The 24,117-nt window shown below is 73.8% G+C and carries 23 protein-coding genes, 1 tRNA gene and 2 pseudogenes; 12 read left to right on the forward strand and 14 right to left on the reverse strand.

Annotated elements, in window-relative coordinates:
- Positions 1 to 56: 56 nt before the first annotated feature.
- Positions 57 to 569 carry a response regulator gene (locus tag C593_RS28550; RefSeq protein ID WP_051093567.1) on the reverse strand — a complete coding sequence of 171 codons (513 nt, stop codon included), beginning with the start codon at positions 567 to 569 and terminating at the stop codon, positions 57 to 59.
- A 296-nt stretch (positions 570 to 865) separates the two neighbouring features.
- On the opposite strand from C593_RS28550, the gene C593_RS0100920 reads away from it, so the two are divergent.
- A tRNA-Arg gene (locus C593_RS0100920) sits at positions 866 to 937 on the forward strand.
- Between the two features lie 163 nt (positions 938 to 1,100).
- Here the strand turns inward: C593_RS0100920 and C593_RS0100925 are convergent.
- Positions 1,101 to 1,382 (reverse strand): hypothetical protein, encoded by a 282-nt coding sequence (locus tag C593_RS0100925; RefSeq protein ID WP_018845426.1) that lies wholly within the window; start codon positions 1,380 to 1,382, stop codon positions 1,101 to 1,103.
- Between the two features lie 106 nt (positions 1,383 to 1,488).
- Positions 1,489 to 1,754, reverse strand: a pseudogene (locus tag C593_RS33205) (tyrosine-type recombinase/integrase); the annotation flags it as partial.
- On the opposite strand from C593_RS33205, the pseudogene C593_RS31175 reads away from it, so the two are divergent.
- Positions 1,728 to 1,943 (forward strand): annotated as a pseudogene (locus C593_RS31175) (helix-turn-helix domain-containing protein); the annotation flags it as partial. The pseudogenes C593_RS33205 and C593_RS31175 overlap by 27 nt on opposite strands.
- 84 nt (positions 1,944 to 2,027) lie before the next feature.
- On the opposite strand, the gene C593_RS0100940 reads toward C593_RS31175, so the two are convergent.
- From C593_RS0100940 to C593_RS0100950, 3 genes are all read right to left on the reverse strand, one after another.
- The gene (locus C593_RS0100940; RefSeq protein ID WP_026277236.1) at positions 2,028 to 6,350 is read right to left on the reverse strand and encodes a S1 family peptidase; all 4,323 of its coding nucleotides are present in this window, start codon (positions 6,348 to 6,350) and stop codon (positions 2,028 to 2,030) included.
- A 34-nt stretch (positions 6,351 to 6,384) separates the two neighbouring features.
- Positions 6,385 to 6,759, reverse strand: coding sequence for a CU044_2847 family protein (locus tag C593_RS0100945; RefSeq protein ID WP_018845429.1), 375 nt, complete (start codon positions 6,757 to 6,759; stop codon positions 6,385 to 6,387).
- A 199-nt stretch (positions 6,760 to 6,958) separates the two neighbouring features.
- On the reverse strand, positions 6,959 to 7,864 hold the full coding sequence (locus C593_RS0100950) for an NADP-dependent oxidoreductase (RefSeq protein WP_018845430.1): 906 nt from the start codon (positions 7,862 to 7,864) through the stop codon (positions 6,959 to 6,961).
- Between the two features lie 254 nt (positions 7,865 to 8,118).
- On the opposite strand from C593_RS0100950, the gene C593_RS28560 reads away from it, so the two are divergent.
- Complete coding sequence (locus tag C593_RS28560; protein ID WP_018845431.1) at positions 8,119 to 9,132, forward strand: MmyB family transcriptional regulator; 1,014 nt, start codon at positions 8,119 to 8,121, stop codon at positions 9,130 to 9,132.
- A gap of 113 nt (positions 9,133 to 9,245) precedes the next feature.
- Here C593_RS28560 and C593_RS0100960 read toward each other — a convergent pair whose 3' ends face one another.
- Together C593_RS0100960 and C593_RS0100965 are read right to left on the reverse strand one after the other, a co-directional pair.
- Positions 9,246 to 10,046, reverse strand: coding sequence for an alpha/beta fold hydrolase (locus tag C593_RS0100960; RefSeq protein ID WP_018845432.1), 801 nt, complete (start codon positions 10,044 to 10,046; stop codon positions 9,246 to 9,248).
- Between the two features lie 137 nt (positions 10,047 to 10,183).
- Entirely contained in the window at positions 10,184 to 10,735 is a 552-nt protein-coding gene (locus tag C593_RS0100965) for an ABATE domain-containing protein (RefSeq protein ID WP_018845433.1), read from the reverse strand.
- A 114-nt stretch (positions 10,736 to 10,849) separates the two neighbouring features.
- Here C593_RS0100965 and C593_RS0100970 point away from each other — a divergent pair, with 114 nt between their 5' ends.
- Together C593_RS0100970 and C593_RS0100975 are read left to right on the forward strand one after the other, a co-directional pair.
- Positions 10,850 to 11,146, forward strand: coding sequence for a hypothetical protein (locus C593_RS0100970; RefSeq protein ID WP_018845434.1), 297 nt, complete (start codon positions 10,850 to 10,852; stop codon positions 11,144 to 11,146).
- A gap of 151 nt (positions 11,147 to 11,297) precedes the next feature.
- Complete coding sequence (locus C593_RS0100975) at positions 11,298 to 12,434, forward strand: hypothetical protein (RefSeq protein ID WP_018845435.1); 1,137 nt, start codon at positions 11,298 to 11,300, stop codon at positions 12,432 to 12,434.
- A 177-nt stretch (positions 12,435 to 12,611) separates the two neighbouring features.
- On the opposite strand, the gene C593_RS0100980 is transcribed toward C593_RS0100975, so the two are convergent.
- A complete protein-coding gene (locus tag C593_RS0100980) occupies positions 12,612 to 13,271 on the reverse strand; it encodes a hypothetical protein (protein ID WP_018845436.1) in 660 nt (219 codons plus the stop codon).
- Positions 13,272 to 13,397: 126 nt separating this feature from the next.
- Here C593_RS0100980 and C593_RS0100985 point away from each other — a divergent pair, with 126 nt between their 5' ends.
- The 6 genes from C593_RS0100985 to C593_RS0101010 all read left to right on the forward strand — a co-directional run bounded on the left by C593_RS0100985 (position 13,398) and on the right by C593_RS0101010 (position 17,850).
- A complete protein-coding gene (locus tag C593_RS0100985; RefSeq protein WP_018845437.1) occupies positions 13,398 to 13,829 on the forward strand; it encodes an Hsp20/alpha crystallin family protein in 432 nt (143 codons plus the stop codon).
- A 227-nt stretch (positions 13,830 to 14,056) separates the two neighbouring features.
- Complete coding sequence (locus C593_RS0100990) at positions 14,057 to 14,452, forward strand: DUF2267 domain-containing protein (protein ID WP_018845438.1); 396 nt, start codon at positions 14,057 to 14,059, stop codon at positions 14,450 to 14,452.
- 59 nt (positions 14,453 to 14,511) lie between these two features.
- Positions 14,512 to 14,955, forward strand: coding sequence for a DUF2267 domain-containing protein (locus C593_RS0100995; RefSeq protein ID WP_018845439.1), 444 nt, complete (start codon positions 14,512 to 14,514; stop codon positions 14,953 to 14,955).
- A gap of 183 nt (positions 14,956 to 15,138) precedes the next feature.
- The gene (locus C593_RS0101000; protein WP_018845440.1) at positions 15,139 to 15,738 is read left to right on the forward strand and encodes a redoxin domain-containing protein; all 600 of its coding nucleotides are present in this window, start codon (positions 15,139 to 15,141) and stop codon (positions 15,736 to 15,738) included.
- A 5-nt stretch (positions 15,739 to 15,743) separates the two neighbouring features.
- Positions 15,744 to 16,631: a cytochrome c biogenesis CcdA family protein gene (locus C593_RS0101005; RefSeq protein WP_018845441.1), complete on the forward strand. Its 888-nt coding sequence runs from the start codon at positions 15,744 to 15,746 to the stop codon at positions 16,629 to 16,631.
- Between the two features lie 220 nt (positions 16,632 to 16,851).
- On the forward strand, positions 16,852 to 17,850 hold the full coding sequence (locus C593_RS0101010; protein WP_486591062.1) for a helix-turn-helix transcriptional regulator: 999 nt from the start codon (positions 16,852 to 16,854) through the stop codon (positions 17,848 to 17,850).
- A gap of 53 nt (positions 17,851 to 17,903) precedes the next feature.
- Here C593_RS0101010 and C593_RS0101015 read toward each other — a convergent pair whose 3' ends face one another.
- On the reverse strand, positions 17,904 to 18,143 hold the full coding sequence (locus C593_RS0101015) for a hypothetical protein (protein WP_018845443.1): 240 nt from the start codon (positions 18,141 to 18,143) through the stop codon (positions 17,904 to 17,906).
- On the reverse strand, positions 18,140 to 19,438 hold the full coding sequence (locus C593_RS0101020) for an amidohydrolase (protein WP_018845444.1): 1,299 nt from the start codon (positions 19,436 to 19,438) through the stop codon (positions 18,140 to 18,142). The genes C593_RS0101015 and C593_RS0101020 overlap by 4 nt, the downstream gene beginning before the upstream one ends.
- A 229-nt stretch (positions 19,439 to 19,667) precedes the next feature.
- Between C593_RS0101020 and C593_RS0101025 the strand changes: the two genes are divergently transcribed.
- Positions 19,668 to 19,844, forward strand: a complete 177-nt coding sequence (locus C593_RS0101025) for a thiazolylpeptide-type bacteriocin (RefSeq protein WP_018515646.1) — start codon at positions 19,668 to 19,670, stop codon at positions 19,842 to 19,844.
- Between the two features lie 230 nt (positions 19,845 to 20,074).
- On the opposite strand, the gene C593_RS0101030 is transcribed toward C593_RS0101025, so the two are convergent.
- The 3 genes from C593_RS0101030 to C593_RS0101040 form a co-directional block, all read right to left on the reverse strand.
- On the reverse strand, positions 20,075 to 22,189 hold the full coding sequence (locus C593_RS0101030) for a TOMM precursor leader peptide-binding protein (RefSeq protein WP_018845445.1): 2,115 nt from the start codon (positions 22,187 to 22,189) through the stop codon (positions 20,075 to 20,077).
- Positions 22,186 to 22,941, reverse strand: coding sequence for an ABC transporter permease (locus tag C593_RS0101035; RefSeq protein ID WP_018845446.1), 756 nt, complete (start codon positions 22,939 to 22,941; stop codon positions 22,186 to 22,188). The genes C593_RS0101030 and C593_RS0101035 overlap by 4 nt, the downstream gene beginning before the upstream one ends.
- Positions 22,942 to 23,088: 147 nt before the next feature.
- Positions 23,089 to 24,117 carry an ABC transporter ATP-binding protein gene (locus C593_RS0101040; RefSeq protein WP_018845447.1) on the reverse strand — a complete coding sequence of 343 codons (1,029 nt, stop codon included), beginning with the start codon at positions 24,115 to 24,117 and terminating at the stop codon, positions 23,089 to 23,091.

The raw sequence follows: 24,117 nt of genomic DNA on the forward strand, positions 1-24,117 counted from the left end.
TCGCGAACCGGTTTCGCCATGTGGGCGGCGGGCCGCCGTGCCCACCGGGGCCGGGCTCAGCCCAGGGTGCGTCCGGCATGGTCGGCGGGCCCGGCGGCGGAGTCGTCGTCGCCCGGCTCGTCGGGGGCGGCCGGCTTCTGCGCCTCGTCCGTCGACGGCGGGGACGCGGCCCGACCCTCCGCCCGCTGCCGCCCCTCCCCCGCCGCGAGCCGGCGCACCACCCTGACGAGCTCGGCCGGCTCGAAGGGCTTGGCGAGGAAGGCGTCGACACCGGCGCCGACGCCGCTCTCCACCTCATGAGGGGTGCACGCACTGATGATCGCCAGCGGCAGGTGGCTCGTACGCGGATCGGACCGCAGCTGCGCGGCGGTCCGCAGCCCGTCGAGGCGGGGCATCACCACGTCGAGCGTGACGACGTCGGGCTGCACGCGGTGCACGGCGTCCAGACACTCGACACCATCGGCCGCGGTCACGACCTCGAAGCCCTCCAGCTCGAGGTTGACCCTGATCAGCTGCCGAATCACCCGGTTGTCATCGACAACGAGCACTCGGCGCGGCACGCCGGACACAACTCGAGAGTAGGTCGACCGACGGCCCCGCGTCCGGGATTTCCCGACTTCCGACCCGTGCGAGCGACACGGGAGTACGCCGGGGGGCGCGCGGGCGCGTTCCCCGTAACCCGAGCCTTGGCCCAAGCCCCCCGCCCCACGCGGCCGTTGACCCCGCCCGCCCCCTCGCCGGGCGGGGTCACACCCCGCACACACCCCTCTCCGGCCCGTGTCCGGGCCACCCGAAATACCTGTTCACGGACACCCTCCGAGAGCTGGTAGGGTTCTACCCGTCGCCACGCACCAGCGCGGCACACGCCCCCGTAGCTCAGGGGATAGAGCAACGGCCTCCGGAGCCGTGTGCGCAGGTTCGAATCCTGCCGGGGGCACCCTGTATGAGGTGCCCAAAGACCCCGTCACCAGCGGAAACGCTGAGAACGGGGTCTTCGCGTATGTGCAGGTGTATGCCGCCCGGAGCGGGCGTATGCCGGGGTCCGTGGACTATTCGTGGACTGGCGACGGGCGACAAACGCCCAGGTCAGCGGTCGTTCCTCACGCCGTGGCCCGAGCCTCCACGAGCGACCGCTGCACGTCGCCCACCAGGTCCCGGAGGCGTCCGGGCTGCACGCCCTCGTGCTCCATCCACTCGTCGAAGCGAGGACGCAGGTGTCGCACCATGCCCGTCCCGTGGCGACGGAGCACCGAGCGATTGATCGAGATCTCCTCCTGCACGTCTCTTCGGAGATCATCGGCCCAGCCCTGCGCCCGGTCTTCCCCGCTCAGAGGAGCCTTGAGAGCGGCCACCGCTTCGTCGGGGACTGCAAGCAAGTCCATAGCATCCCCCGGAGATCACAAGGTGCACTGCACCGGTTCCTGTCAGCCCTTGAACGGCGAAAGCCCCCGGACGACTCCGGGGGTCGAAGGCTAGCGCCGCACGGGATCACTCGTATTCGCGCAACAACTCCTCGATCTTGCGGTTGGCGATCCCCTGCCGGCCGTCGATGCACTTGGCGTAGCGGCTCAGCAGGACCTCCACGCTGTTGCCCGCACGCTCGGCGACCTCCGTCGGGTCCCCCCGGAGTTGAGCCAGGTCGACAGCGCCGAGTGCCGGAGGTCATACGGGCGAGCCGCGAGCGGTGAGGCGACCGCGGCCGGTGGGGGCGCCGGCGCACGGGCCTCCTGCCAGACGCGGTAGTACGTCGTGACGGCGACCGGCGCTGCAAGCTCCGTCCGTCCCAGCGCGCGATGGTGGCGCTGGTGTACCTGCGCGAACACACCACCCTGGCGAAGATCGCCGCCGGGTTCGGGTTCAGCGAGTCCACTGCCCACGCCTACAACAGCACGGTCGTCGACCTGCTCGCCGCACGTGCACCGGGTCTGCTGCGGATGTTCCGCAGGTCCCGCTGCAGCCCCAACCGCATGACGTCATTCGCCAAGGCCAGCCTCACACTGGAGCGGCAACGCTGAAGCGCAGTGCGATCAGTCAGGGCAGACGGTCCGAGGCAGTCCCTCGGGCAGCCCCCGGCGGTCCTCGTCGGTGAACTCGCGTGCCAGCACCTTGCACAGATGGCGCTTCCAGAGAGCGGGGTCGAGGCGCAGCAGATCGGTGTAGCCGGAACGGTCGGTGCGCAGCAGCGTTCTGCCGTCCCGCGAGGCAGCCAGGAAGAACTGGTCCTCGGCGAAGCCGTAGGAGTCCAGCCGGTCGGGCCGTGCGGCCTGCTGGAAGCGTACGGAGTCCCCGTTGGCCACGAACAGCTCGCTGCCGCGCCCGGTGAAACCGAACACGAACCCCTCCGACCAGGACGCCCCGCTGTCCCCCAGCGGCCCCAGCGGGCCGACCAGCCGCTCGGCGCGCCGTCCCGGATGTACGGACCACAGCTCCCACATGGCGCCCTTGGTCTTGGCGATCGCGTACCGGCCACCGGGATCGAGGCGGGCCACGTCGTTGTCCGGGCCGAGGCGGAAGCGCAGCCGTGCGTTCTCCGCCCCGGTGCGCAGATCGACGGCGTACATCGTGGAATCCCCCCGGACCATGATCTGCACGTGTCCGGGCTCGGGACGGGGCCCCACGGCGAACCCCGAGTCGGGCCTGCCGCCGTCGGTGGTCAGGGGCGGGTTCTGCGGGACGAGACCCAGCGCACGCGCGTCGACGGGCTTCGACAGCCGCCGCCCGTCCCGGGTGCTCCAGCGTTCGATCCAGCTGCCGGAGACGGTGATCAGCTCGTCGCTGCGCGGGAAGAACACCCTCAGCGGCTCCGCGATCGGGACGGTGCTCACCGGGGGCGTACGCGTGGTGATCTCCGTGATCCGGCGCAGCGAGGGCAGGGCCCGGACCACGACCCTGTTCCGGGCCACCACATCGGCGACCAGGGTCTCCGCCGGGTCCGTGGCCAGCCCGAGAAAGGCCTCCGAGAGGACCGCACGGTCGTCCACGGGGCGTTCCACCTGGGCTCTGGTCTCTCCGGTCTCCGCGTCGAGGAGCGCCAGCCGGTCCGGCCTTCCCAACAGGCCGGCCTCGGATTTGAGGTGGGCGATCAGGGTGTTTCCGCCCTCGATCAGAGTCGGGTGGGCCACCGCGATCCGCACCGCGGGGCCGTCGTCCGCGCTCAGGGCGTGCCCCCGCAGCGAGGTTGGATCCCAGTAGGTCACCTCGGGGTGCTCGGCGTCCCCGAGGAGGCGGGCGGTGATACCGGCCTGCCGGGCGCCGCCCGCGTCGCGCAGGGCACCGCCGTCCCGGCCTCGGTCGGCCAGCGACCACGAGGACCTGGTGCCCGCGGCGAAGCGCTGCCCCGTCTTGTCGACCGCGATGCCGCCGCAGTTGTAGGCATCGCTCGGGTGGGTGCTCAGCGCCTTTCCGTCGGCCACCCGAACGGTGCGGTAGACCGCGCGGTCCTGATCGCCGTCCTTGCGGCAGTGGACGAGCACACGGCCGTCCGCGGAGAGCGCGAGTGCCGGGAGGCTGAAGGCCCCCTCCGTCTGCGCCGCGTAGGTGTCGACTTCCTTGGCCAGGGTGCGTACGCCGCCCGTGCGGACGTCCACACGCAGGACCGAGCGCCGGCCGGACCCGCTTTCCGGTTTCGAGTGGGCGACCAGGACGTCCTGGTCCGGCCCGAACCACACGGCCTCGACGGCTGCCGTGGTGGGCACCTGCCGCGACGTCTTCGCCTCCAGATCCCACACCCGGAGCCGCTCGTCCACGACCATGGCCACCTGCCCGGCGTCGGGGGAGAAGTCGGCCCGGTGGATCTGGTCGCTGGTCCGTCTCTTGCCCCTCGCCGTCGCCCGGAGCACGGGGTCGTGAACGGCCTGCGCCCGCCCCAGCAGCCGCTCGGCCGTACCGGCCCCGCGCTCCACGTCGTGCCAGACGAAGGCGCCGTCGGTCGACAGGTAGCCGATCCGCCGGCCGTCCCGGCTGACCATGGGGTAGAAGGCCTGAGCCGAGAGGCGGAGCGCCACCTGCAAGGTCCTGCCCCCGTCCCGGCGGACGAACAGCGTGGCCCGGCCGAGTCGGCTGGTCGACAGGATGACGGTGCCGTCGTTGCTCGTCGCCACGGCGTCGATACCGCCCTGGACACCGCTCAGCGCCCAGTCGGCGTCCTTGAACCCGTCGTAGCGGCGCAGCAGGGCGTTGCGGGCCTCCTGGGTCGGCGACAGCTCGTAGGCCGCCATGGCCAGCAGGGCGGCCTGGCCCGGATCCTGCTCGGCGGTCTCCGCCGAGAGGCTGGCCAGCGCGCGCGACCGCGCCTCCGCGTCCCGGAGCTCACTGACCCGCGACTGGTAGACCAGGAAGGTGCCGAGCGCGGCGATCAGGGCCAGCACCACAGTGGCGGCGGCCCACCCCGCCCGCACCCGCCTGCGCCGCGCCCGCTGCCGACCGCGCGCCCGGGCCAGGAAGTCGCGCTCCGCCGGGCTGAGCTCATCCTCACGGCCCCTCAGCCAGTGACGCAGAGCCGCCAGTTGCTGTGCGTCGGGCAGCGGTGCCACGCCCCGCTCCCAGCGTTCGCGGTCATAGCCCAGTTCCGCCCGGCCGGCCAGGAACTCCCTGTCGTCGCGGACCTGCTCCCGCAGCGCGGGCCAGACTCCGATCAAGGTCTCGTGGGCCAGTTCGGCGGTCTCCTGCTCGTCCCTGCCGCCACGCAGGACCAGCAGCCGCCGCTCGGCCAACGCGCCCGCGAGCCGCCAGCCGGTCTCCCCGGCCTCCTCGCGGGGCAGCCTTCGGCGCAGTGGGGTCTCACTCCCGGGCAGCACCCTGACCAGGCCCCGGAGCAGGCGGGACGCCGCCTCCTGCTGATCCTCCCCGACGCACTCCGCCCAGGCCCGTTCGCAGTGCTCCTCCAGCGCGCCCGACACCCCGCGCGCCGCCTCGTACGTCTCCGTGCGCAACCGCCCGCCGAACCGGTCGTCCCACAGCTTCCTGAGGACGAAGCCGAGCAGTGGCAGGCTCTCCGGCCGGTCGCCGGTGTCCCTGAGGATGCGCTCGGCCAGTCCCGGTTCGTAGCCGACCGCCGGGGCCTTCCTCAGCGGTTCGTTGATGACCTGCCGCAACTGCTTCTCGGACATGGGCGCCAGCGGGAACGTCCGGCTCCGCTCGCCGTCGAGCAGCGGGCCGAGCCGCGGGTGACGCAGCACCGCGTCCAGCAGGTCGGACCGGAGTGTGATCAGCAGCCGCGTCCTGGTGTCCTGACCACCGGGTGGGAGGAGCAGTCGGACGATCTCCGCCACCTCGGCGTCCTCGCGGTCCAGCAGCGCCTCGGCCTGGTCCAGCACCACCAGGTACTCGCCGGACGCACCGCGAAGCCGGTCCAGCGTGTACACCAGGCCATGGCGCGCGAGCCACCGCTCCACCTGGTCCGGGCAGCCGTCCCGACCGGCGCCCGCGGCGGCGCAGAGGCCGAGGGCCAGTCCGGCCCGTAAGGAGCCGTCCGCCCCGGCGTTCACCACCACGACGTCGTCCGTCCCCTCCCGCCGCATCCGGGGCACCACACCGGCCAGCGCCAGCGAGGACTTCCCGCAGCCCGAGGGGCCGCAGAGGACGACGGCCGGCTTCTCGCTCCTCAGGGCCGCGACGACACCCTCGATGTCCTGGTCCCGGCCGAAGAAGATCTCCTCATGGCTCTCCTGGAAGGTCTCCAGGCCGAGGAAGGGATCCGTGGTCAGGGCCTCGGAGAGGCCCGGCAGCAGGCGCAGCACCGCCCCCACGCCGATGGCGAAGGCCTGCTGGGAGTCCTCCCGCCGGTTCTGGGCCGCGACGACGATGCCGACCACGGCGCCCTGCTCCTCGTCCCAGACGGCGCTGCCGCTGAAGCCCGGGGTGATGTGTGCGGTGTGCGGATCGGCGCGGGACAGCTGGATCCAGTCGCCCTCCGACCGGCCGCTGAGCCGGCCCCGGTGCCAGAGCACACCCGGTTCACCGACCGGGAACCCCACCGCGCGCACGGGCCGGCCCGAGAGGCGGTCCGGGTCGGCCACGGGTGCCGGGCGGGTGCCGGGCACCGGAGCGCCGAGCCGCAGGACAGCCACATCCCCGCGATGGCCGACTCCCTCGGGGATCCACTGCTCGACCACGGCCGGACGGCTTCCCTCCACACCGGCCAGCGGAAAGTCGACCTGCACCTGTGAACCCGCGGCAACCGCCGCACCGCGCGGTGCCCCCAGGGCGTCCGACACCACATGGGCGCAGCTCAGTATGTGGTCCGCGGTGACAAGGACGCCCGCACCGGCGAACCCCCCGCTCTCGTCGCGGATCCGGACGGCCGCCGCGTTCAGCGCGTCGTCGGCTGCCCGTAGTTTCTCCCCAGGCATCCCGGCCTCCCGGATCATCGGTCAGTCGATCGGATCACGCTACCGGCGGGGCGGTTCCGTCCGGATCCTCACGGTCGCTCTTGTGCCAGGTGAGACTGACGGAGAAGTTGGCCGCCGTCGCGGTGCTCGCGATGACCACGTCCGCCTCGGCCGAGAGCGACACACCGAACTCCAGGGTGATCTCGTCCGGGGCGTTGACCATTCCCCGGAACCTGCCCACGAAGGTCTCCGCCACCGGCCGCACGGTGTCCAGCATCTGGGCGAAGGTCCGCTCCGCCCGTGCCACCGGACGGCCACCCCGACCGACCCTGACAAGGGTCTCGTCCACCTCGCGGATCTGGACCCGGACCGCTTCCTCGGTGCCGTCCCCCAGCGGAACCTCCACCGTATGGACCAGGCGTTCGCCCACCACAACCTCCAGCGTCAGGAAGAGGCTGATCGTAACGGAGCAACATCCGCCCGAGCGAAGGGTGTTGACGTGAGTGTCGCGAACCGCTGTGCGCGAGTGCCGGGCTCCGAAGTCCGCGTCCCGCCGCAGTCCGTCCGGCCGATCACGGCCGTTGGTCACGCCGATGCGCCGGGGATTCCCGTATCCCCGACGGAGTCGCTCAGAGAGCGAGGACCAGTTTCCCGCGCACCCCACCCTCCTGACTCGTCCGGTGGGCCTCGGCGGCCTGGTGGAGCGGGAGGACGGACTGCACCTCGACATGGACGGCCTGGGAGTCGATGAGCGCGCCGATCCGGCGCAGGGCTTCGCCGTCGGGAGTGACGATGACGCGGCGGGCCGTGACGCCGGGACGGCGGTACGCCTCGTCCACCGGTTCCGGCAGGGTGATGAGGGTTCCGCCGGGGCGCAGCAGCTGCCATGAGGCGTGCTGTACGGGACCGCCGACGGTGTCCAGGACGATGTCGAAGGGTTCCCCGGCCGCCAGGTCCGCCGTCGCGCGGTCGACCGGCTCGTGGACGCCGAGCCCCCGCAGGAACGCCAGGTTGGGGGCGGATGCGGTGGCGGTGACGTGTGCCCCCAGGTGCCGGGCGAGCTGTACGGCGAAGTGGCCCACGCCGCCCGCGCCCGCGTGCACCAGCACGCGCAGACCGGAGGCGGCCCCCGCCGCCTCCAGCGCCTGCCATGCGGTCAGCGCGGCAAGGGGCACGGCGGCGGCCTCCGGGTACGAGAGGCGGGCCGGCTTGGGCGCCACGGCAGAAGCGGGCACGACGCACAGCTCCTGGTAAGCGCCTCCGTACGGCAGCGGCAGCATCCCGTACACCGCCTCCCCGACCGCGGGACCGCCCGGTACGGTGCTTCGCACCACGCCCGCGACGTCCCAGCCCATCCCCAACGGGAAGGGGCGGTCGTTGCGCACGGCTCCCTCGCGGTGCTTCCAGTCGACCGGGTTCACTCCGGCGGCCTTCACCTCCACCAGGATCTCTCCGGCCGCCGGAGCCGGTTCCGGACGTTCCGTCAGTTCCAGGACGCTCTCGTCGCCGTACCGGGAAAAGACCACTGCGCGCATCGAAGCCGCTCCTGTCGTGTCGAAGTCCTTGCGCCGTCCGCACCGTTGTGATGCGGGGCGGCCCGGTGCGGCCCGGTATGCCCGCACAGCCGCGGATCCCCGGGATCCGCACCGGGCCACCACTCTCGCCGCACGGTGCCCGCACAGCCATTACTCCGCGAGTACCAGCCGGCGACCGCGGCGGAAACGGACGGGCGCAGGGGGTACTGGCAGGGACAGGCTGTCGGGCGCCGCCCCGGCGCATACTGGCGCGCATGAACTCGGTCAGTGAGCTCGGCGCCTTCCTGAAGTCCCGGCGCGCCCGGGTGTCCCCCGGGGCAGCCGGTCTGCCCGCCACCGGCCGGCGCCGGGTCGCGGGGCTGCGGCGGGAGGAGGTGGCCGACCTCGCGGGCGTCAGCGTCGTGTACTACACGCGGCTCGAACAGGGCCGGGCCCGCCATCCGTCCGACGCCGTGCTCGACGCCCTGGCGCGGGTGCTGGGTCTTGACCCGACGGAGCGTGCGCACCTGCACGACCTCGCGCGGCTGACCGGCCGTCGGGGGGCTCCGCCGGCGGCCGGCTCCCCGCAGCGTTCCTGGGTGCAGGAGGGCTTCAAGGCTCCGCACGACAAGGGCGTGTCCGGCGACCCCGGCGCGTCCGAAGCGGTGCCGGGCGTGCCCGTACGGGAGGACTTCCGTCGTCTCCTCACCGCAGTGGGGGCCGTCCCCGCCTACCTGCTGGGGCCCGCGATGGACGTCCTGGCGGCCAACGACCTGGCCCGTGCTCTGCTGACCGGTCCCGGTGGCGCCCCGGGGCAGTGGAACCTCGCGCGCCATGTCTTCCTGGCCGCCTCTGCCCGTGACCTGTTCCCACGGTGGGACGACGTGTCGCGGCAGACCGTGGGGTTCCTGCGCCTCTCCGCGGGCCGCCGCCCCGAGGACGTGCGGCTGGGCCGGGTGGTCGCGGAGCTGAGCCACCGCAGTCCACGGTTCCGGGAGCTGTGGGCGGCGCAGGAGGTGCGTGAGAAGTCGCACGGCACCAAGAGCTTCCGGCATCCGCTGATCGGCGAACTCGACCTGACGTACGAGACCTTGACGCTGCCCGGCGCGGAGGGCCAGTCCCTGGTGGTCTTCACCGCCCCCGACCCGCGCGCGGACGACGCCCTCCGGCTCCTCGGCGGCTGGACCGCGCGGTCCGCCGACGGCCCGCCGGCCACCCGCCCGTCGACGGTCCCACCGTCGGACGTGCCTCTGGACGTGCCCGTTTACGTGCCTGTGGACGCGTCCTGAAGACGGGCGCGCCCAGGGCGGGGGCCACACGGGAGGTGTGCGCGCGGCCGGAGACCCGTTGGCGAGGGTGGCGGGCGGAGTTCGGAAGACCCGGCGGCGCGCGGTACCGGAGGTCAGGAGTGGTGCCGGAGGAACCGGACGATCGCCTGGTTCACTTCGTCCGGTTCCTGCTCCGCCGGGTAGTGGCCGGACTGTTCGGCGACGAGCGGGGTGACGTCGGTCGCGAGTGCGGCCAGTCCGTCCGCGACGGCTTCGCCCATCGCGTACCGGCCCCCGATCGCCAGGACGGGGGTGGCGATCGGCCGGCCGGAGAATGCCCGGACGTCGTCGACGTCCTGGGACCGGGTGCGGTAGTAGGCGAGCCCGCTCTCCAGGACGCTCGAAGTGCTGTACGCGTCGACGTAGGCGCGAACGGCGGCCGGATCGAGGCCGCTCGGCCCCGCGCTCTGCTCCAGGAAGGTGCCGTAGAAGGCCGCTTCCCTCCCGGGTACGAGTCGCTCCGCGAGGCCGGCTGCCCGGTTGAAGGGGCCGTGCCAGGTCGGGTAGTGGTCACGGCCGGCCTGCGGGATCTCGATGTCGACGCCGGGGAGGATCTCCTCCTCGACCACGAGCGCGGTGACCGAGTCCGGCGCGGCGGCGGCCATGAGGTATCCGACCGTCGCCCCCCAGTCGTGACCGACGACCGCGTACCGGGTGACGCCGTCCCGTGCCAGCCGGGCCCGGACCAGGCCGGCGAGGGCCTTCTTGCGGAAGTCCGTCACCTCGGGGGCGGGAACGGCACCGAGCCCGGGCAGCCTGACGGGGACCGCGGTGATGCCCGCCGCGTCGAGCGCGGGGACGAGGAAGCGCCAGTGCCCGGTTGTGACGGGCCAGCCGTGCAGAAGCACCGCGGTCGGGGTTCCGTTGTCGCTCATCGGCCCGTCGTGCTCGGCCTTCCGGCGCGCCGGGGCATCCCACCCCGGGTCGATCGATGGGGATTCTGAATCACGCACTCAAGAAGTCTAATCCGTGAGTCACGGTGGCGGAACTGATGGGGCTGGTGAATGACGGATCAGTCCGCGGGCCGGCCGCTCCGGCGGGCGGCCCGCGCTCTCGCCCGGTTGCCGCAGCCGACCGAGCACCACGCCTGGTCTCGCCTGCGAGCGAGGAAGAACATGCCGCAACTGGGCGCGTGACAGCACCGTAGCCTCGCCCGTTCCGGTCCGGCGGCCAGTACGAGCGCCTGCCGCGCCACCGCCGCGGTGACCGGGCCGCCGGCCTCCTGCTCCGCGAGCCGGCCGGCGGCGTCGACGTGGAAGGTCACCGGAGCGCGCGCGGCGAGAGCGTTGAGACGGGTGCGCACCGGGTCGGGCAGCGGGGCCTGCCGCGCCGCCGCGTCCAGCGCACGCCGCACCGGATCGCGGAGGTCGGTCAGCTGCCCCACGGGCAGCTGAGCGAGCTCCCGGTCGGCGGCCTGGGCCCGCCAGGGCGCGAGGAGGTCCGGATCGGCCAGCAGATCGACGTCGCCGCCCTCGGCCCCCGCGCCCCGCACGACGGTGTTGGCCAGGTCCAGTACCGGCAGCTCTCCGATCCACGGCATCGCGCGCAGGGTCTTGAGGGTCATGACTCCAACCTACCTTCATCACGGCTTCGGGCAGCCGAATCCGTGATAGCTTCTCGTCACGGAATTCAGGAACCGAATCCGTGACGAACCTACTGTCCTGAGAGGAACGCCCCCGTGAGCGCAACCATCGAGTACGTCCGCTTCGAGACCACCGACGTCGAGAAGCTGACCGCGCAGCGCGACCAGCTGATCTCCCTCCTGCGCGAGCGCTACGCGGCGGACTTCCTCGGAGCCCATCTCGCCCGCTCCGAGGACGGCTCCCTGCTCGACCTCCTGCTCTGGGCCTCACCCGAGGCGGCCCAGCGTGCTGCCCGCGAGATGCCGGGCGATCCCGCCGCAGCCGGGTTCTTCAGCCTGATCGGCGAGGTCCACGAGATGCGGCACGCCGAGGTGCTGCACAGCGTCCAGTAGTAGCCCCGGCCGCACCCGTAGCCGTGGCGCCCTGCTGCCGCCACCACCACGGCCACGGCCGCACCCGTGGAGGACGCCACAGGAACCCCTGGCCGTGCCCCCGCCGAGACCGCGGGGGCACGGCCAGGACCGGACCCGACGAGGGGAACTCGTGCCCACCGCCGACGAACTGATCGACGCACGCACCACGGACGAGCTGGCCTCCGTCCTGGCGGCCGCGGGAGGCGGACCGGCGGCCGCGGTCCGTGACTGCGGGGCCGCCCTGGCGGGTCTGGCCTTCAGCTCACGCGTCAGCGCCGTCAAGGAAGCCGTCCTCGCCGACCTGCCGGACGGCTATCCCGCCTTCGCCGCCGTCATCCGGGCGGCCCTGGACCAGTCCCGCTTCACCGGGTGGATGACCTTCCCCGTCAACGCGGCGGTCGCCGAACGCGCCCTGGCGGACGGGGTCTTCGAACCGGCGCTCGACCTGCTCGCGGAGCTCACTCCGCGGCTCACCGCGGAGATGGCCGTACGGCCCTTCCTCGACGCCGATCTCCCCCGGGCCCTGCGGACGGCCCTGGAATGGACCGGTCATCCGGATCCCCACGTACGCCGCCTCGCGAGCGAAGGCACGCGCCCGCGGCTGCCCTGGGCGCCGCGCCTGGCCGCTCTCGTCGCCGACCCCGGCCCCGCGCTCCCCGTCCTGGACGCCCTCTACCAGGACCCCTCCGAGTACGTCCGGCGGTCGGTCGCCAACCACCTCAACGACATCAGCCGTGATCACCCGGACACGGCCGCCGCCGTCGCGGCCCGCTGGCTCGCCGATCCCGCCCCCACGACACCGTCCCTGGTCCGCCACGGACTGCGTACGCTGGTCAAGGCCGGCCGGCCCGACGCCCTCGCGCTGCTGGGCTTCGATCCGGAGGCACGCGTCCAGGCCACCGGCCCCGACGTGCGGACACCGGAGGTCCGCCTCGGCGAGCACCTGGTGTTCGGTTACGAGGTGACCAACACCGGCCCCCGCGCCGTCCGCGTCGTCGTCGACTACGTCGTCCACCACCGCAAGGCGAACGGCACCCTCGCCCCCAAGGTCTTCAAACTGACCACCCGGGAACTCGCCCCGGAAGAGCGCTGGTCGGGGATCCGCCGCCATCCCCTCCGAGCGCTGAGCACCCGCCGCTACCACCCCGGCGTCCACCGGGTGCACCTCCAGATCAACGGAAGACCGTACGGGGCCGCCGACTTCGTCCTCCTCGTCCCGCGCGATCCGGCCCCCGCCACAGGGCCGGAGGCGGCCACGCGAGGGTGACACGCGAGCCCGGTGTGCCATCCGGCGTGGCGCCGGTCCCGGCTTCCGCCCGGCGGGGTCGGTTCCGGCTTCCGTCCGCGGGCACCGCGCGCAGGACGGGGCGCGGGTACGCGCCGGCCCCGGCACTGCGCCGACCGACGAGGCCGGAGCGGACCGGAGAGTCCCCTTCCGTGAGCATCACGAAGACCTCGGCCCGGCCGCCCCCGTGGTGAGCCGGTCGTCGAGGGCGTCGAGGCGTTCGACGAGGCCGGTGTGGCGGGCGGGGTCGAGGTGGGGGCGCATGCCGGCCAGGGGGGCGATGAGTTCGGCGGCGTCGGCCGCGCCGAGGGCGGCGTGCAGGGCGGCCTGGGCCGAGCGCGCCTCGGGCGCGAGGTGGGTGAGCGAGGTGAGCTGCCCGGCGAGGCGGCGCAGTTCGGCCGCGTGGGCGCGGGCCCAGCCGGCGTTGGCGCGTTCGGCCGCCCTGGCCTGGCGGGTGGCCGTGACGCGCTGCTCACCGGTGGTCCCCGTGGCGCCGGGGCGGCCGCGCAGGTACCGGCGTTCGGCGGCCTGGCGGCTGGCGACGCCCAGGGGGTGGGCGAGGTCGGCCCAGCTGGCACCCGCGGCGCGGGCCGTCTCGATCAGGCCGGTCTCCCATCCGGCCAGTTGCTCGCGCACCTGCCGCAGCAGCATCAGGGAGGCCAGCGCCTGCTCGGGGCCGGGGCCGGCGGCGTCGGGTGCCTCGCTCTGGGCGTCGCGCAGGGCGTCGTCGACGGCGGCGAGAGCCGCGGCGGCGGCGAGAAAGGACGCCGGGCTGTGGGCGTCGGTGCTGGTCGTGGGCGGCTGGTCGGCTGGGGTCACGGCACCTCCCTCGGGTTGTCATCGTCTGGACGACATCGCGTTTGTCATCCATCGGATGACATGTTACAACGGTTCCAGTGAAGCGCATTGGCAGCAACTGCCCGAACCTGCTGGAGGTGTTTTCACATGTTGATGCGCACCGACCCCTTCCGTGAGCTGGACCGTATGGCTCAGCAGCTGATGGGCCCGGGCACCTGGTCGAAGCCGTCGGCCATGCCGATGGACGCCTACCGCGAGGGTGACGAGTACGTGGTGGCCTTCGACGTCCCCGGCGTCGCCCCGGACGCGATCGACATCGACGTCGAGCGGAACATGCTCACCGTGAAGGCCGAGCGCCGGCCGGTCGCCAAGGCCGACGACGTGCAGATGGAACTGTCCGAGCGGCCGCTGGGTGTGTTCTCCCGCCAGATCGTGCTCGCCGACACCCTCGACACCGAGCACATCCGGGCGGACTACGAGGCGGGCGTGCTCACCCTGCGCATCCCGATCGCCGAGCGCGCCAAGCCCCGCAAGATCTCCGTCGGCGTCGGCTCCGGCCGCAAGGAGATCTCCGGCTGACACCGGCCGGCGATGGTGCGGAGGACGGGCGCCCGGTCTCCCCATCTCTTCCCGCCCTCCGCACCCCCGGGGACCGTCCGTGGACCCTTCATGGACCGCCGTGGACCGTTGGAAGACCGTCCGCGGACCGTCCGGAGATGAGCCGTGGACCGTCCGGGATCCGTCCGAGGACGGCCGGGGGCCGTCCGTGGACGGCCGAAGACCGTCTGGAGACGGAGGGGTTGCCGATGACCCTGCGACACGAGGCGTTCCTCGACCGCGTGACCGAGCGCGGCGAGTACGCGACGGCGGAGGAAGCCGAGCGCGCGGCCCGCGTGGTGCTCGCCCTGCTCGGTGCACACCTGGTCGGCGAGGTCCGCGCCCAGCTCGCGGCACGCCTGCCGGAGGGCTTCGCGCTGATCCTGCTCAACCCGCTGCAGAGCGCCGAGCCGCTGTCGCCGGAACGGTTCGTCCGCGCGACAGCCGCCTGGATCGAGGGCGCCACCGAGAAGACCGCGACCTGGGACGTCAGCGCGGTGCTGTCCACCGTCGCCGACACGGCGGGCGAAGACCTGACGGGACAGATCCTGCTCCAGCTTCCCGTGGGCTTCGACCTCCTCTTCGGCCGCCCCCAGACCACCTGACCACCAACGGGCGTGCCGCCGCAGGCACGACCGGGACTCCATGAAAGGCATACACCGCAGTGATCTCCGACGTGCGCTCACCGCTCGCAGACCAGCCGTACGGGGCGGCGTACGGGCAGATGCTGGAGAGGGTCCGCTACGAGGGCGCCTACCCCACCCGCGAGCGGGCCGAGGAAGCCGTCCGTCTGGTCCTCGCGGGGCTCGGGCGTCAGCTGACCGGCGACGAGCGCGTCGAGCTGGCCGCCTGCCTGCCCCCGGAGGCCGCACGCGTCCTCACCTCACAGGTCCCCGACGCCCGGCCGCTGACCGGCTGGGAGTTCGTCAAGGACCTCGCTGCCCGCACCGGCGCACCGCTGGCCACCACCCGCTGGGACACGGGCTCCGTCCTCGCCACCGTCAGCGCCCAGGCCGGCCGCGCCCTGATCACCCGCGTCCTCCGCCGGCTGCCCACCGGCTGGGCGCTGCTGTTCGGCCAGGCCGAACTCAACTCCGCCGCGGCGTAGACGGCGGGATACCGGCTCGGGGCGGGCGGCACGACGGTGCGGCGGTGCGGCAGCAGGGCGGTGCGGCAGCAGGGCGGTGCCGATGTCACTGTTTCGTAAGGTCACGGGCGGCCCCGCCCTACCAGCGGCGTTCTACGCTCGTCGTACCGTTCTCCGCCCGCCCGCCCCGTCCCGGGAGTCACCATGCGCGCCCGTCCCCTCGTTCCTGCCGTCGCCGTCACCGCCGCTCTGCTGGCGGCCGTCGCCGGATGCGGCACCGGAAGCTCCGACGGGGCCGCGGCGGAGACCACACCGCCGGCTGCGTCCCCGGCACCCACGGAGCAGCCCTCCGAGCCGGGGCCGTCCGCCGGCGGTGACGGCGAGACCGAGGCGGACGTGCCCGAGGCGCTGAAGTTCACCGCCACCACCGTCGACGGCGAGGCCTTCGACGGGAAGACGCTCGCCGGCAAGCCGACCGTCCTGTGGTTCTGGGCCCCGTGGTGCCCCAAGTGCAAGGCCCAGGCCGCCGAGACCGCGAAGGTCGCCGCCGCACACGCGGGTGAGGTCAACGTCGTCGGCGTCGCCGGGCTCGACACCAACGCCGCCATGAAGGACTTCGTCACCGACACCAAGACCGGCTCCTTCCCCCACCTGTCGGACGAGAACGGCGAGGTGTGGAAGAAGTTCGAGGTCACCGAGCAGAGCCGGTACGTCGTTCTCGACAAGAGCGGCACCACCGTCTACGAGGGCGTCCTCCCCGGCGGCGAGGGACTGGCCGAGAAGGTCGCCGGGCTCACCGGCTGAACCCCATGACCGACCTCCCCCTCGCTCTCGCGCTCACCGCGGGGATACTCGCCGCCGTCAACCCGTGCGGCTTCGCCCTCCTGCCCGCCTACCTCTCCCTGCTCGTCCTCGGCGACGACGCGCCCAGCCGCACCGTCGCCGTCGGACGTGCCCTGGCCGCGACGGCCGCGATCACCCTCGGCTTCGCCGCTCTCTTCGGGGTGTTCGGCCTGGCGATTCAGCCCGTCGCCGGCCAGGTCCAGCAGCACCTGCCCTGGTTCACCATCGTCTTCGGCATCCTCATCGCCGCAGCCGGCGGATGGCTGCTCGCCGGGCGCCGACTGCCCACCCCGGCACCGAAACTGCGCCGGGCCCCGAAGGTCACCCGCTCCCTGCCCTCGATGGCCCTGTTCGGCATGGCCTACGCGATCGCCTCCCTCGGCTGCACCATCGCCCCCTTCCTCGCCATCGTCGTCTCCGCCTTCCGCACCGGCTCCACCGCCGAGGGCATCGCCCTGTTCACCGCGTACGCCGCGGGCATGGGCCTGATCGTCGGCGCGGCCTCCCTGACCGTCGCCCTCACCCGCACCACCGCCGTCACCCGCATCCGCCGCCTCGGCGCGATCGCCCCGCGCGTCGGCGGCGGCCTGCTCCTCGCCGTGGGCGCCTACGTCGCGTACTACGGCTGGTACGAGATCCGCCTCCAGCGCGATCCCGCCACCACGGACCCCGTCATCGACGCGGCCGGCACGATCCAGCGGGCGATCGCCGACACCCTGGAGTCCGCCGGACCCGCGACGGTCGCGATCCTCTTCGCCGTCCTCCTCGCCGCCGCAGTGCTGGTCCGCGCACGTCGCTCGAAGCGAGGCGCGCCCGGGGACAACCACCGCGCCGGGCGCGGGCCTTCCACGTGAGGTCCGCGCCCGGCGCACGGGACTCCCGTGGGCCCGCCGCACCGCACTCCCCGTGAACCCGCCGCCCGGCACCGACAGTTCATTCACGCTTTCCGCATGCCGTGCGCACAGCGGGTCCCCAACCGTCAGGTGATCCTCTAGTGTTCGGACGACCACATCGGTGGCCCACCGCGAGACCCGCGACGCCACCGGGGGACGACTCGCAGGGGGCGATGCCGACGTGGCCGGGAACGAGATGGGCGTGTTCGGGGTCTCGGCGCAAGAGGAGGAGTTCTACCGGCACTTCCTGCGGAACCCCGCCACCCCGGCCGACGACGTGCATCTGCTGCTGGACGCCGACCCCGCCGACACCCGGAAGTGCCTCGACCGGCTCACCGAACTCGGGCTGCTCCATCCCCCCGGCCCCGACGGACTGGTGACGCCGGCGGACCCCGACAGCGCGCTCGCCCGGCTGGTGGACCGGCGGCTCAACGAGCTCCACGAGGAGCTGCGTCGGGTCACCCGGTCGCGGCACGTCGTCGACGGTCTACGCGCGGAGTTCGCCGCCCGGGCCGAGACCGCGGCCGGGATCGAACAGCTCGAAGGGCTGGCCGACATACGCAACCGGATCGACGACCTCGCCTTCTTCGCGCGGGACGAGATCCTGGCCGTCGAGACATACCCCCGCCTCTCCCCCGAGAACATCGCCCGGTCCCGGCCGCTGGACCTGCGCTGCCTGCGCCGGGGCGTGCGGATCCGGAACGTCGTGGTGCGCGGCGCCCTGGAGGACGGGCCGACCGCGGACTATCTCAGGGAGCTCACCGCACACGGGGCCGAGATCCGGGTGACGAGTGAGACGGCGGAGCGGATGATCGTGTACGACCGCAGCACCGCGCTGGTGCCCCTCGACCCGCGGAACACCGCGCGCGGCGCGCTGCTCGCGCACCGGAGCGGCCTGGTCACCAACATCATCGCGCTCTTCGAGAAGATCTGGGACACGGCCGAGGACCTGGCCGAGATCGACCGGCGGGGCGGGTGCGCGGCGGAGTCGGAGCTGACCGAACGCGAGCGCCGGGTCCTGGTGTTCATGTGCACGGGTGGCAAGGACGAGGCCGGGGCACGGGAGTTGGAGGTCTCGGTGCGCACCTACCGGCGCTATGTCGCCGAGCTGCTGGGGACCCTGGGGGCCAACAGCCGGGCGCAGGCGGCCCTGCTGGCCCGTGAGCGCGGCTGGATCTAGGGAGGGACAGCGAGGGAAGGGAGGAAGAGGGGAGCGGGGGCGGGAGCGGGTGGTCAGGCTTCTTCGGACCAGCCGCAGAGGGCCGTGTCGGCCAGCACCCTGGCTACCGCTCTGCGGACCGCCGCCCGGTCGGTGCGGCCGTCGGGGACGATCCGCAGGCAGACCCGGTCGGTGCTGACCTGAGGGGTGCAGGACCAGTGCGCCGGGAGCAGTCCCAGCAGCCGGATCACCGTCGTCTGGCCGGCCGGGGCGCTTCCGTCGTGGCGGACGGCGACCACGTCGACGTAGGTCATACCGGGCCCTTAGACCGGGCCGGTGCCAGGACGTGGAGCGCGGCGGCGGTCAGGGCCGTGATGCCCGTCGGCAGGGCGGTGCGCACCTCGGGGGCGAACTGCGGGGAGTGGTTGGACGGGACGGGCTCCCCCGCGGCGGCGGCCTCCCGCAGGCGGCGCGCCCCGGTGGCGCCGAGGAGCCAGTACGCCAGGGGGACGCCGTCCCGGCCGAAGTGGGCGATGTCCTCGACGGCGGTCAGGGGCGGGGCGGTCGTCACCCGGCCGGGCCCGAGGGCGGTTTCGTGGGCGCCGCGCACCGCGCCCGTGAGGGCGAAGTCGGGGATCAGGGCGGGCGAGCGGGAGGTCACGGTGAACTCCGGGTCCGCCGGGCAGCCGGAGGCCGCGCATTCGGCCCGCACGATCCGTTCCACGGCGGCGCGCACCCGGTCGAGGGCCGCGTCGTCGAAGGCCCTGAGGGACACGGCGAGTTCGGCCCGGTCCGGGATCACGTTGGCCCGTTCGCCGGCGTGGATCGCGCCGACGGTGAGGACGGTCTGCTCGGCCGGGGCGGTCTCGCGCGCCACCACGGACTGCAGGCGCACGACGGAGGACGCGGCGGTCAGCACCGGGTCGACGGTGAGGTGCGGGGTTCCGCCGTGGCCGCCGCGCCCGTGGATGACGACATCGAGGGTCGCGCCGGCGGGCATCAGGGGCCCGGGGCCGGGGTGGGCGACCGTCCCGGCGGGCAGCGGGGCCGTGTGCTGGGCGAGGACGGCGGCGGGGGAGCCGAACCGTTCGTACAGGCCGTCGGCGAGCATCGCCCGGGCGCCGTCCAGGGTCTCCTCGGCGGGCTGGCCGATGACGAGGACGGTGCCCCGCCAGGCGTCCCGGGCGGCGGCGAGGCGGGCGAGGGCGCCGGCCGCGGCGGCCAGGTGCAGGTCGTGGCCGCAGGCGTGCATCACGCCGGGGAGGGTGCTGGCGTAAGGGAGGCCGGTGCGTTCCGTGACGGGGAGAGCGTCGAGTTCGGCGCGCAGGGCGACGGTGGGGCCGGCACCGTTGCGCAGGACGCCGACGACGCCGTGGCCGCCGCCCACGCCGCGGGCCACCTCGCAGCCGTGGTGCTCCAGCCAGGTGGCGAGGAGGCCCGCGGTGCGGTGTTCGTCGCCGGAGAGCTCGGGGTGGAGATGCAGATCGAGGTAGAGCTCCAGGGCGGGGCGCAGCACCTCGGCGGGGAGGGAGAGGGACGCGGAAGGGTCAGGGGGGTCCGGGGCCGGGACGGACGCAGGGGCGGGAGCGGGGGCGGGGGTGTGCGGCACGGGGTCCTCCGTTTCGGGCGGGCGGACGGCGGTGACGGGGCCTGCGGGGGCCTCTCCGTGAGGGTGCGCCACGCGGCCCCCCAGGGGTGCGTCTGCCCGCTGTCACCGGGTGACAGCGGGATGACAGCGAACGGCGGGCCGATCTGACAGCGGACGCGGCTGGAATGGGGCAGCGCAAGGGAGCACCGCCGGAGGAGCCGGCGGGCCCCGGTGACCGAAGGAGAACACCATGGCCCCGAAGACCGAGCTCGCCACCCTCGCCGACGAGATCCTGGAGCTGGAGTCGGAGACCTTCGAGATCTCGGACTACTCGGACGCGGTGGAGGTCGTCCTCGCGGGCTCGACGTCCTCCTCCTCGACCTCCACCTGCTCCAGCACGACCAGCACCACTTCCTGCAGCGCCTGATCCGGCGCCGGGTCCGGCGCCGGGTCCGGATGCGCGTCCCCGTCGGGATGCGCGTCCGCATTCGGGTCCCGGTCCCGGTCCGGACTCGCGTCCGCATGCGGGTCCCGGTCCCGGTCCGGACTCGCGTCCGCATGCGGGTCCCGGTCCGGATCCGGACCCGGCGGTTGATCGGTTCGGCAGCCCCTCTTCCGGGTGGGATCCCACCGGGAGAGGGGCTGCCGCGCGTCCGCTCACGGGAAGGGGTGCGGGACGGCCCTGACCTCGTCCTCGCGCAGGTCGTCCGTGCGCCGCCCCGCCACCCGCGGCGCCGTGCGCAGCCGGGGCATCAGCAGGGCGCGCTGGCGCGTCCAGCCGAAGTCCAGGGGCAGCAGGCCGGGGACGGTGGTGCTGACGGTGTGGAGCCCCATCCGGCGCTGCTCGGGCGTGGTCTGGTCGACGGCGATCACGTCGAAGCCGGCGCCCACCAGTTCGTCCCGGATCAGCCGCAGGTCGTCCATCAGGTCGCCGGTGCGCGGTCGGCGGGGCGCCCAGTCGGCGAAGGTGTCGGCGAGCGGGCGGACGCCGTCCGGCTCCAGGTACTCGCGGGCGTGCCCGGCCATGGCGGGGAGCCCGTAGAGCTGGGCGTGGTCCTTGAGGTGCAGGACCTTCGTGAAGTCCCTTGCCATCGCCTCCAGTTCGTCCCGCCGGTCGGCGACCTGGTAGGGCAGGTGGGGGATGTAGGTGAGGACCTCGGAGAGGGCGGCCTCGACCGTGCCCTCCGGGTCGAACCCGGCCGCCGCGCTGAACGAGAGGGTGCCGAGGCCGCCGTCGCGCCGCACGGCGAGGGCGGTGACGACGGGGACGGCGAGGTCCATCCGGGTGTCGAAGGCGTGCACGTCGTAGCCGTGCAGCTCGGCCCGGTCGATCATGGAGCGGACGGCCGGGGCACGGCAGCCGGTGAGGTCGATCGCGGTGAGCCGGGCGCGGCCGTACCAGGCGAGCAGGAAGGCGTCCCGTTCGATCAGCTCCAGCAGCCCGAAGAGGATCGCCTCCTCCGGACTGCCGCCGGTGGCACAGCCGTTGGAGCATTCGAAGACGAAGTTGTCGGCGTCGACGCCCGCGCTGTAGTGGACGAGGCGGGCGGGGACGAGGACCGGGCGGTCCTGGCGCAGGGAGTGGCCCCACACCCAGGGGATGGGCCGGTCCGGGTCGAAGGGGCTGACCAGGTGGTCGCGGGCGTAGGTCTCGGGGGCGTAGAAGCCGCAGTCGGCGGGGTCCAGGGCGGGGACGCCGTCGGCGCGGAGGGCGTTGAGGGAGGCGGTGACGGGGGAGGTGCCGCGCCGGCGGTGGGTGCCCGCGTACCGTTCCAGGCCCTCCAGGTGGGCGAGGGTGCGGCTGGTGGCGTAGCTGTTGGCCTGGCCGCTCCAGGTGACGTCGTTGAGGCCGGCGTAGCCCCGGACGAAGTGGGTGCCGGCGACGGGGGCGGTGGTGGTGGACGCGGGGTTGATCCAGGTGTCGGAGCCGAGGGCACCGCAGACCGGGTTGGCGAGGGCGGTGGTCGGCAGCCGGTACGAGCCGAGGGCGCGCAGCCGGTAGCCGTCCGGGTCGGGCTTCGGGGCCGGGCCGAGGCGCATCCGGGCCGATTCGGCGGTGTCCGGGCGTTCGGTGACGCAGGACGGGCAGAGGGGTTCGGGGAGGAGCGGGAAGGTGGCGGTGGCCAGGGTGCCGAGGTCGACGCGGGTGACCTGGGGCAGTTCCCGGTCGGCCGGGGCGGCGGTGGACGGGGCGGGGCGGGTGCCGGGCAGCATCGCCCGGTAGGCGGCCCACACGGCGTCCAGGGCGTACGGGGTGAACACGGGCCAGGCGGTGGCGCCGTGGGGCTCGCCGCCGAGTTCCAGGGCCTCGCGTTCGGAGCGGCTGCGCAGGCGCTGCCAGCGCATGGCGAGGCACTGGCCGCAGGCGCCGCAGGCACGGAGCGCGCCGTCCGCCCGGCCCGCGTCGCCGGCGGCATCGCCGGAACCCCCGGGGTCGCCGGCGTCGCCCGCGTCGCCGCCCCAGGGTCCGAGGAGCACGGCCCGCGAGGTGAGGTGGACGGTGGCGGCGGGGCGGAGGTCCGCGTACGGGTCGGGGTGGCCGAAGCCGAGGGTGTCGGCCGCGCCGAGGGGCACCACCAGGGGCCGGGGCAGGTCGGCGGCCCCGGCACCACCCGCGAGGTGGGCCTCGTGGCGGGCCGTCAGCGCGTGCTGGAGGAGCACCCGGGCGGCCTCCAGCGGGGCGCCCCCGGGCGCGGGGGCGGCGGACGCCTCGCTCGTGGGCGCGGCCTGCGCGGAGACGTCAGGCGTGGACGCGGTCGGCGTGGGCGTCATGACTTGTCGCTCCAGCGGAAGGTCTTCAGCGCGATCGCGCCGAGGACGGCGGCGACGGCGGCGAGGACCCCGCACGCCACGGCGATGTCGGAGCCGGAACCGTTGCCGGTGAGGGCGGCGGAGACCCCGTTGTTCAGGTAGTAGAGCGGCAGCGCCTGCGCCAGGTTCTGCATCCAGCCGGGCATCGCGTCCAGCGGGAAGAAGGACCCGGAGAGGAACGCCATCGGGATCATCAGGCAGTTGGCGACGGCGGCGACGGCCTCGGGGGTCTTCGCGTAGGAGCCGACGATGACGCCGAGGGCGAGGAAGGCGGTGATGCCGAGGACCAGCACGGGCACCGCGAGGGGCCAGCTCCCGGAGAGGGTGAGGCCGAAGGGCGGCAGCAGGGCCACGCCGACGAAGAGGGCCGTCTGGACGAGGCCGATGGCGACGGCGAGGACGTAACGGGAGCCGAGGACGGACGGCAGGCGGACGGGGGTCATCCGGATGAGCCGCAGGATGTCGTCCCGGCGCCACTGCATCAGCACGAAGCCGACGCCGAAGACGGCCGCGTTGGCCACGCCCCAGGACAGGACGCCGGGGGCGATGTAGTTGATGTAGGGCTGCCCGCTCTGCTCCACGTCCTTGCCGGAGAAGATCAGCCCGAAGACGACGAGGAAGAGGAGGGGGAAGGCGAAGGTGAAGAAGAGGGTGGTCTTGTCGCGGGTGTAGGCCCTGCGGCCCGCCCGGGTCAACGCGGCGTATGCGCTCATGGGGTGGTTCTCCGTTGTCCGTTCCGGTCCGGTGCGATGTCCCCCGGCGCGGTCCGGGGTGTGGGCCCGCGAAGAGGCCCGGGCGAGTAAGGGCGAGGTCTGGGGCGGGGGTCAGGAGGTGTCCGGCGGATCAGGGCCGGGCACCTCCTAGGAGGGCTGGGTGCCGCTGCCGGTGAGCCGGAGGTAGACGTCCTCCAGGCTCGCCGTGCGGGTCTGGACGCCCTGGAGGCCGGTGATCTCGCCGAGGGCCGCGAGGACCGGGCCGGCGTCCAGGGTCTCCAGGACGACGGTCCCCGCCTCCTCGGTCACGGCCAGCACCCCGTCGATCGCGCGGGCGGCCTCGGCGCCGATGCGTCCGGCGGGCACGACCAGCCGGGTGGTGGTGCTGCCGGACGCGACCAGGCGGGCGGGAGTGTCCAGGGCCCGGATACGGCCGTCGACCACGATGGCGACCCGGTCGCAGAGGGCTTCGGCCTCGTCGAGGTGGTGGGTGGTGTAGACGATGGTGCGGCCCGCGCCCTTGAGGTCGCGCAGGACCTGCCACAGCGCGCGGCGGGCCTGCGGGTCCAGGGCGGCGGTCGGCTCGTCCAGGAAGATCAGCTCGGGCTCGTGGACCAGGGCGGAGGCGATGGCGAGCCGCTGGCGCTGGCCGCCGGAGAGGTCCTCGACGCGGATCGCGCGCTGTTCGGTCAGGCCGACCGAGGCGAGGGCGCGGTCGACGGCCTCCCGCCCGGCCCCGTACAGCGCGGCGACGGTCTCCAGGTGCTCGCGGGCGGTGAGCCGGACGAAGAAGGCCGAGGTCTGGGTCTGGACGCCGATTCGCGGCAGCAGCCGTACGTTGCGCGGCCAGGGGCTCTGCCCGAGGACGGCGACGGTGCCGGAGTCGGCCCGCCGCTGCCCCTCCATGATCTCGACGAGGGTGGTCTTGCCCGCCCCGTTGGGCCCGAGCAGGCCGAAGAACTCGCCGCGGGGCACGGTCAGCGAGATGCCGTCCACGGCCTGGACGGACCCGTACCGCTTGTGTACGGAGTCCAGGGCGATGGCGGCGCTCTGCCGCGCGTCCGGCGCCGTCGGCTCCGCGGCGGCCGCGTCCGGCGCGGCCGTGAGGTCCCGCGCCGCCGTGAGGTCCGGCGCGGTCGCGTCCGGGGCCATGGGGTCCGGGGCGGTGGGGGGCAT

The organism is Streptomyces sp. CNT372 (assembly GCF_000377145.1).

Excerpts from the sequence above, each read along its gene's own strand:
- C593_RS0101025 (WP_018515646.1), top strand. The coding sequence starts at position 19,668 with ATGGCCCCGAAGACCGAGCTCGCCACCCTCGCCGACGAGATCCTGGAG.
- C593_RS0101015 (WP_018845443.1), bottom strand. The coding sequence starts at position 18,143 with ATGACCTACGTCGACGTGGTCGCCGTCCGCCACGACGGAAGCGCCCCG.
- C593_RS0101035 (WP_018845446.1), bottom strand. The coding sequence starts at position 22,941 with ATGAGCGCATACGCCGCGTTGACCCGGGCGGGCCGCAGGGCCTACACC.
- C593_RS0100925 (WP_018845426.1), bottom strand. The coding sequence starts at position 1,382 with ATGGACTTGCTTGCAGTCCCCGACGAAGCGGTGGCCGCTCTCAAGGCT.
- C593_RS0100940 (WP_026277236.1), bottom strand. The coding sequence starts at position 6,350 with ATGCCTGGGGAGAAACTACGGGCAGCCGACGACGCGCTGAACGCGGCG.
- C593_RS0101030 (WP_018845445.1), bottom strand. The coding sequence starts at position 22,189 with ATGACGCCCACGCCGACCGCGTCCACGCCTGACGTCTCCGCGCAGGCC.
- C593_RS0101040 (WP_018845447.1), bottom strand. The coding sequence starts at position 24,117 with ATGCCCCCCACCGCCCCGGACCCCATGGCCCCGGACGCGACCGCGCCG.
- C593_RS0100985 (WP_018845437.1), top strand. The coding sequence starts at position 13,398 with ATGTTGATGCGCACCGACCCCTTCCGTGAGCTGGACCGTATGGCTCAG.
- C593_RS0100990 (WP_018845438.1), top strand. The coding sequence starts at position 14,057 with ATGACCCTGCGACACGAGGCGTTCCTCGACCGCGTGACCGAGCGCGGC.
- C593_RS28560 (WP_018845431.1), top strand. The coding sequence starts at position 8,119 with ATGAACTCGGTCAGTGAGCTCGGCGCCTTCCTGAAGTCCCGGCGCGCC.
- C593_RS0101000 (WP_018845440.1), top strand. The coding sequence starts at position 15,139 with ATGCGCGCCCGTCCCCTCGTTCCTGCCGTCGCCGTCACCGCCGCTCTG.
- C593_RS0100960 (WP_018845432.1), bottom strand. The coding sequence starts at position 10,046 with ATGAGCGACAACGGAACCCCGACCGCGGTGCTTCTGCACGGCTGGCCC.
- C593_RS0100965 (WP_018845433.1), bottom strand. The coding sequence starts at position 10,735 with ATGACCCTCAAGACCCTGCGCGCGATGCCGTGGATCGGAGAGCTGCCG.
- C593_RS0100950 (WP_018845430.1), bottom strand. The coding sequence starts at position 7,864 with ATGCGCGCAGTGGTCTTTTCCCGGTACGGCGACGAGAGCGTCCTGGAA.
- C593_RS0101005 (WP_018845441.1), top strand. The coding sequence starts at position 15,744 with ATGACCGACCTCCCCCTCGCTCTCGCGCTCACCGCGGGGATACTCGCC.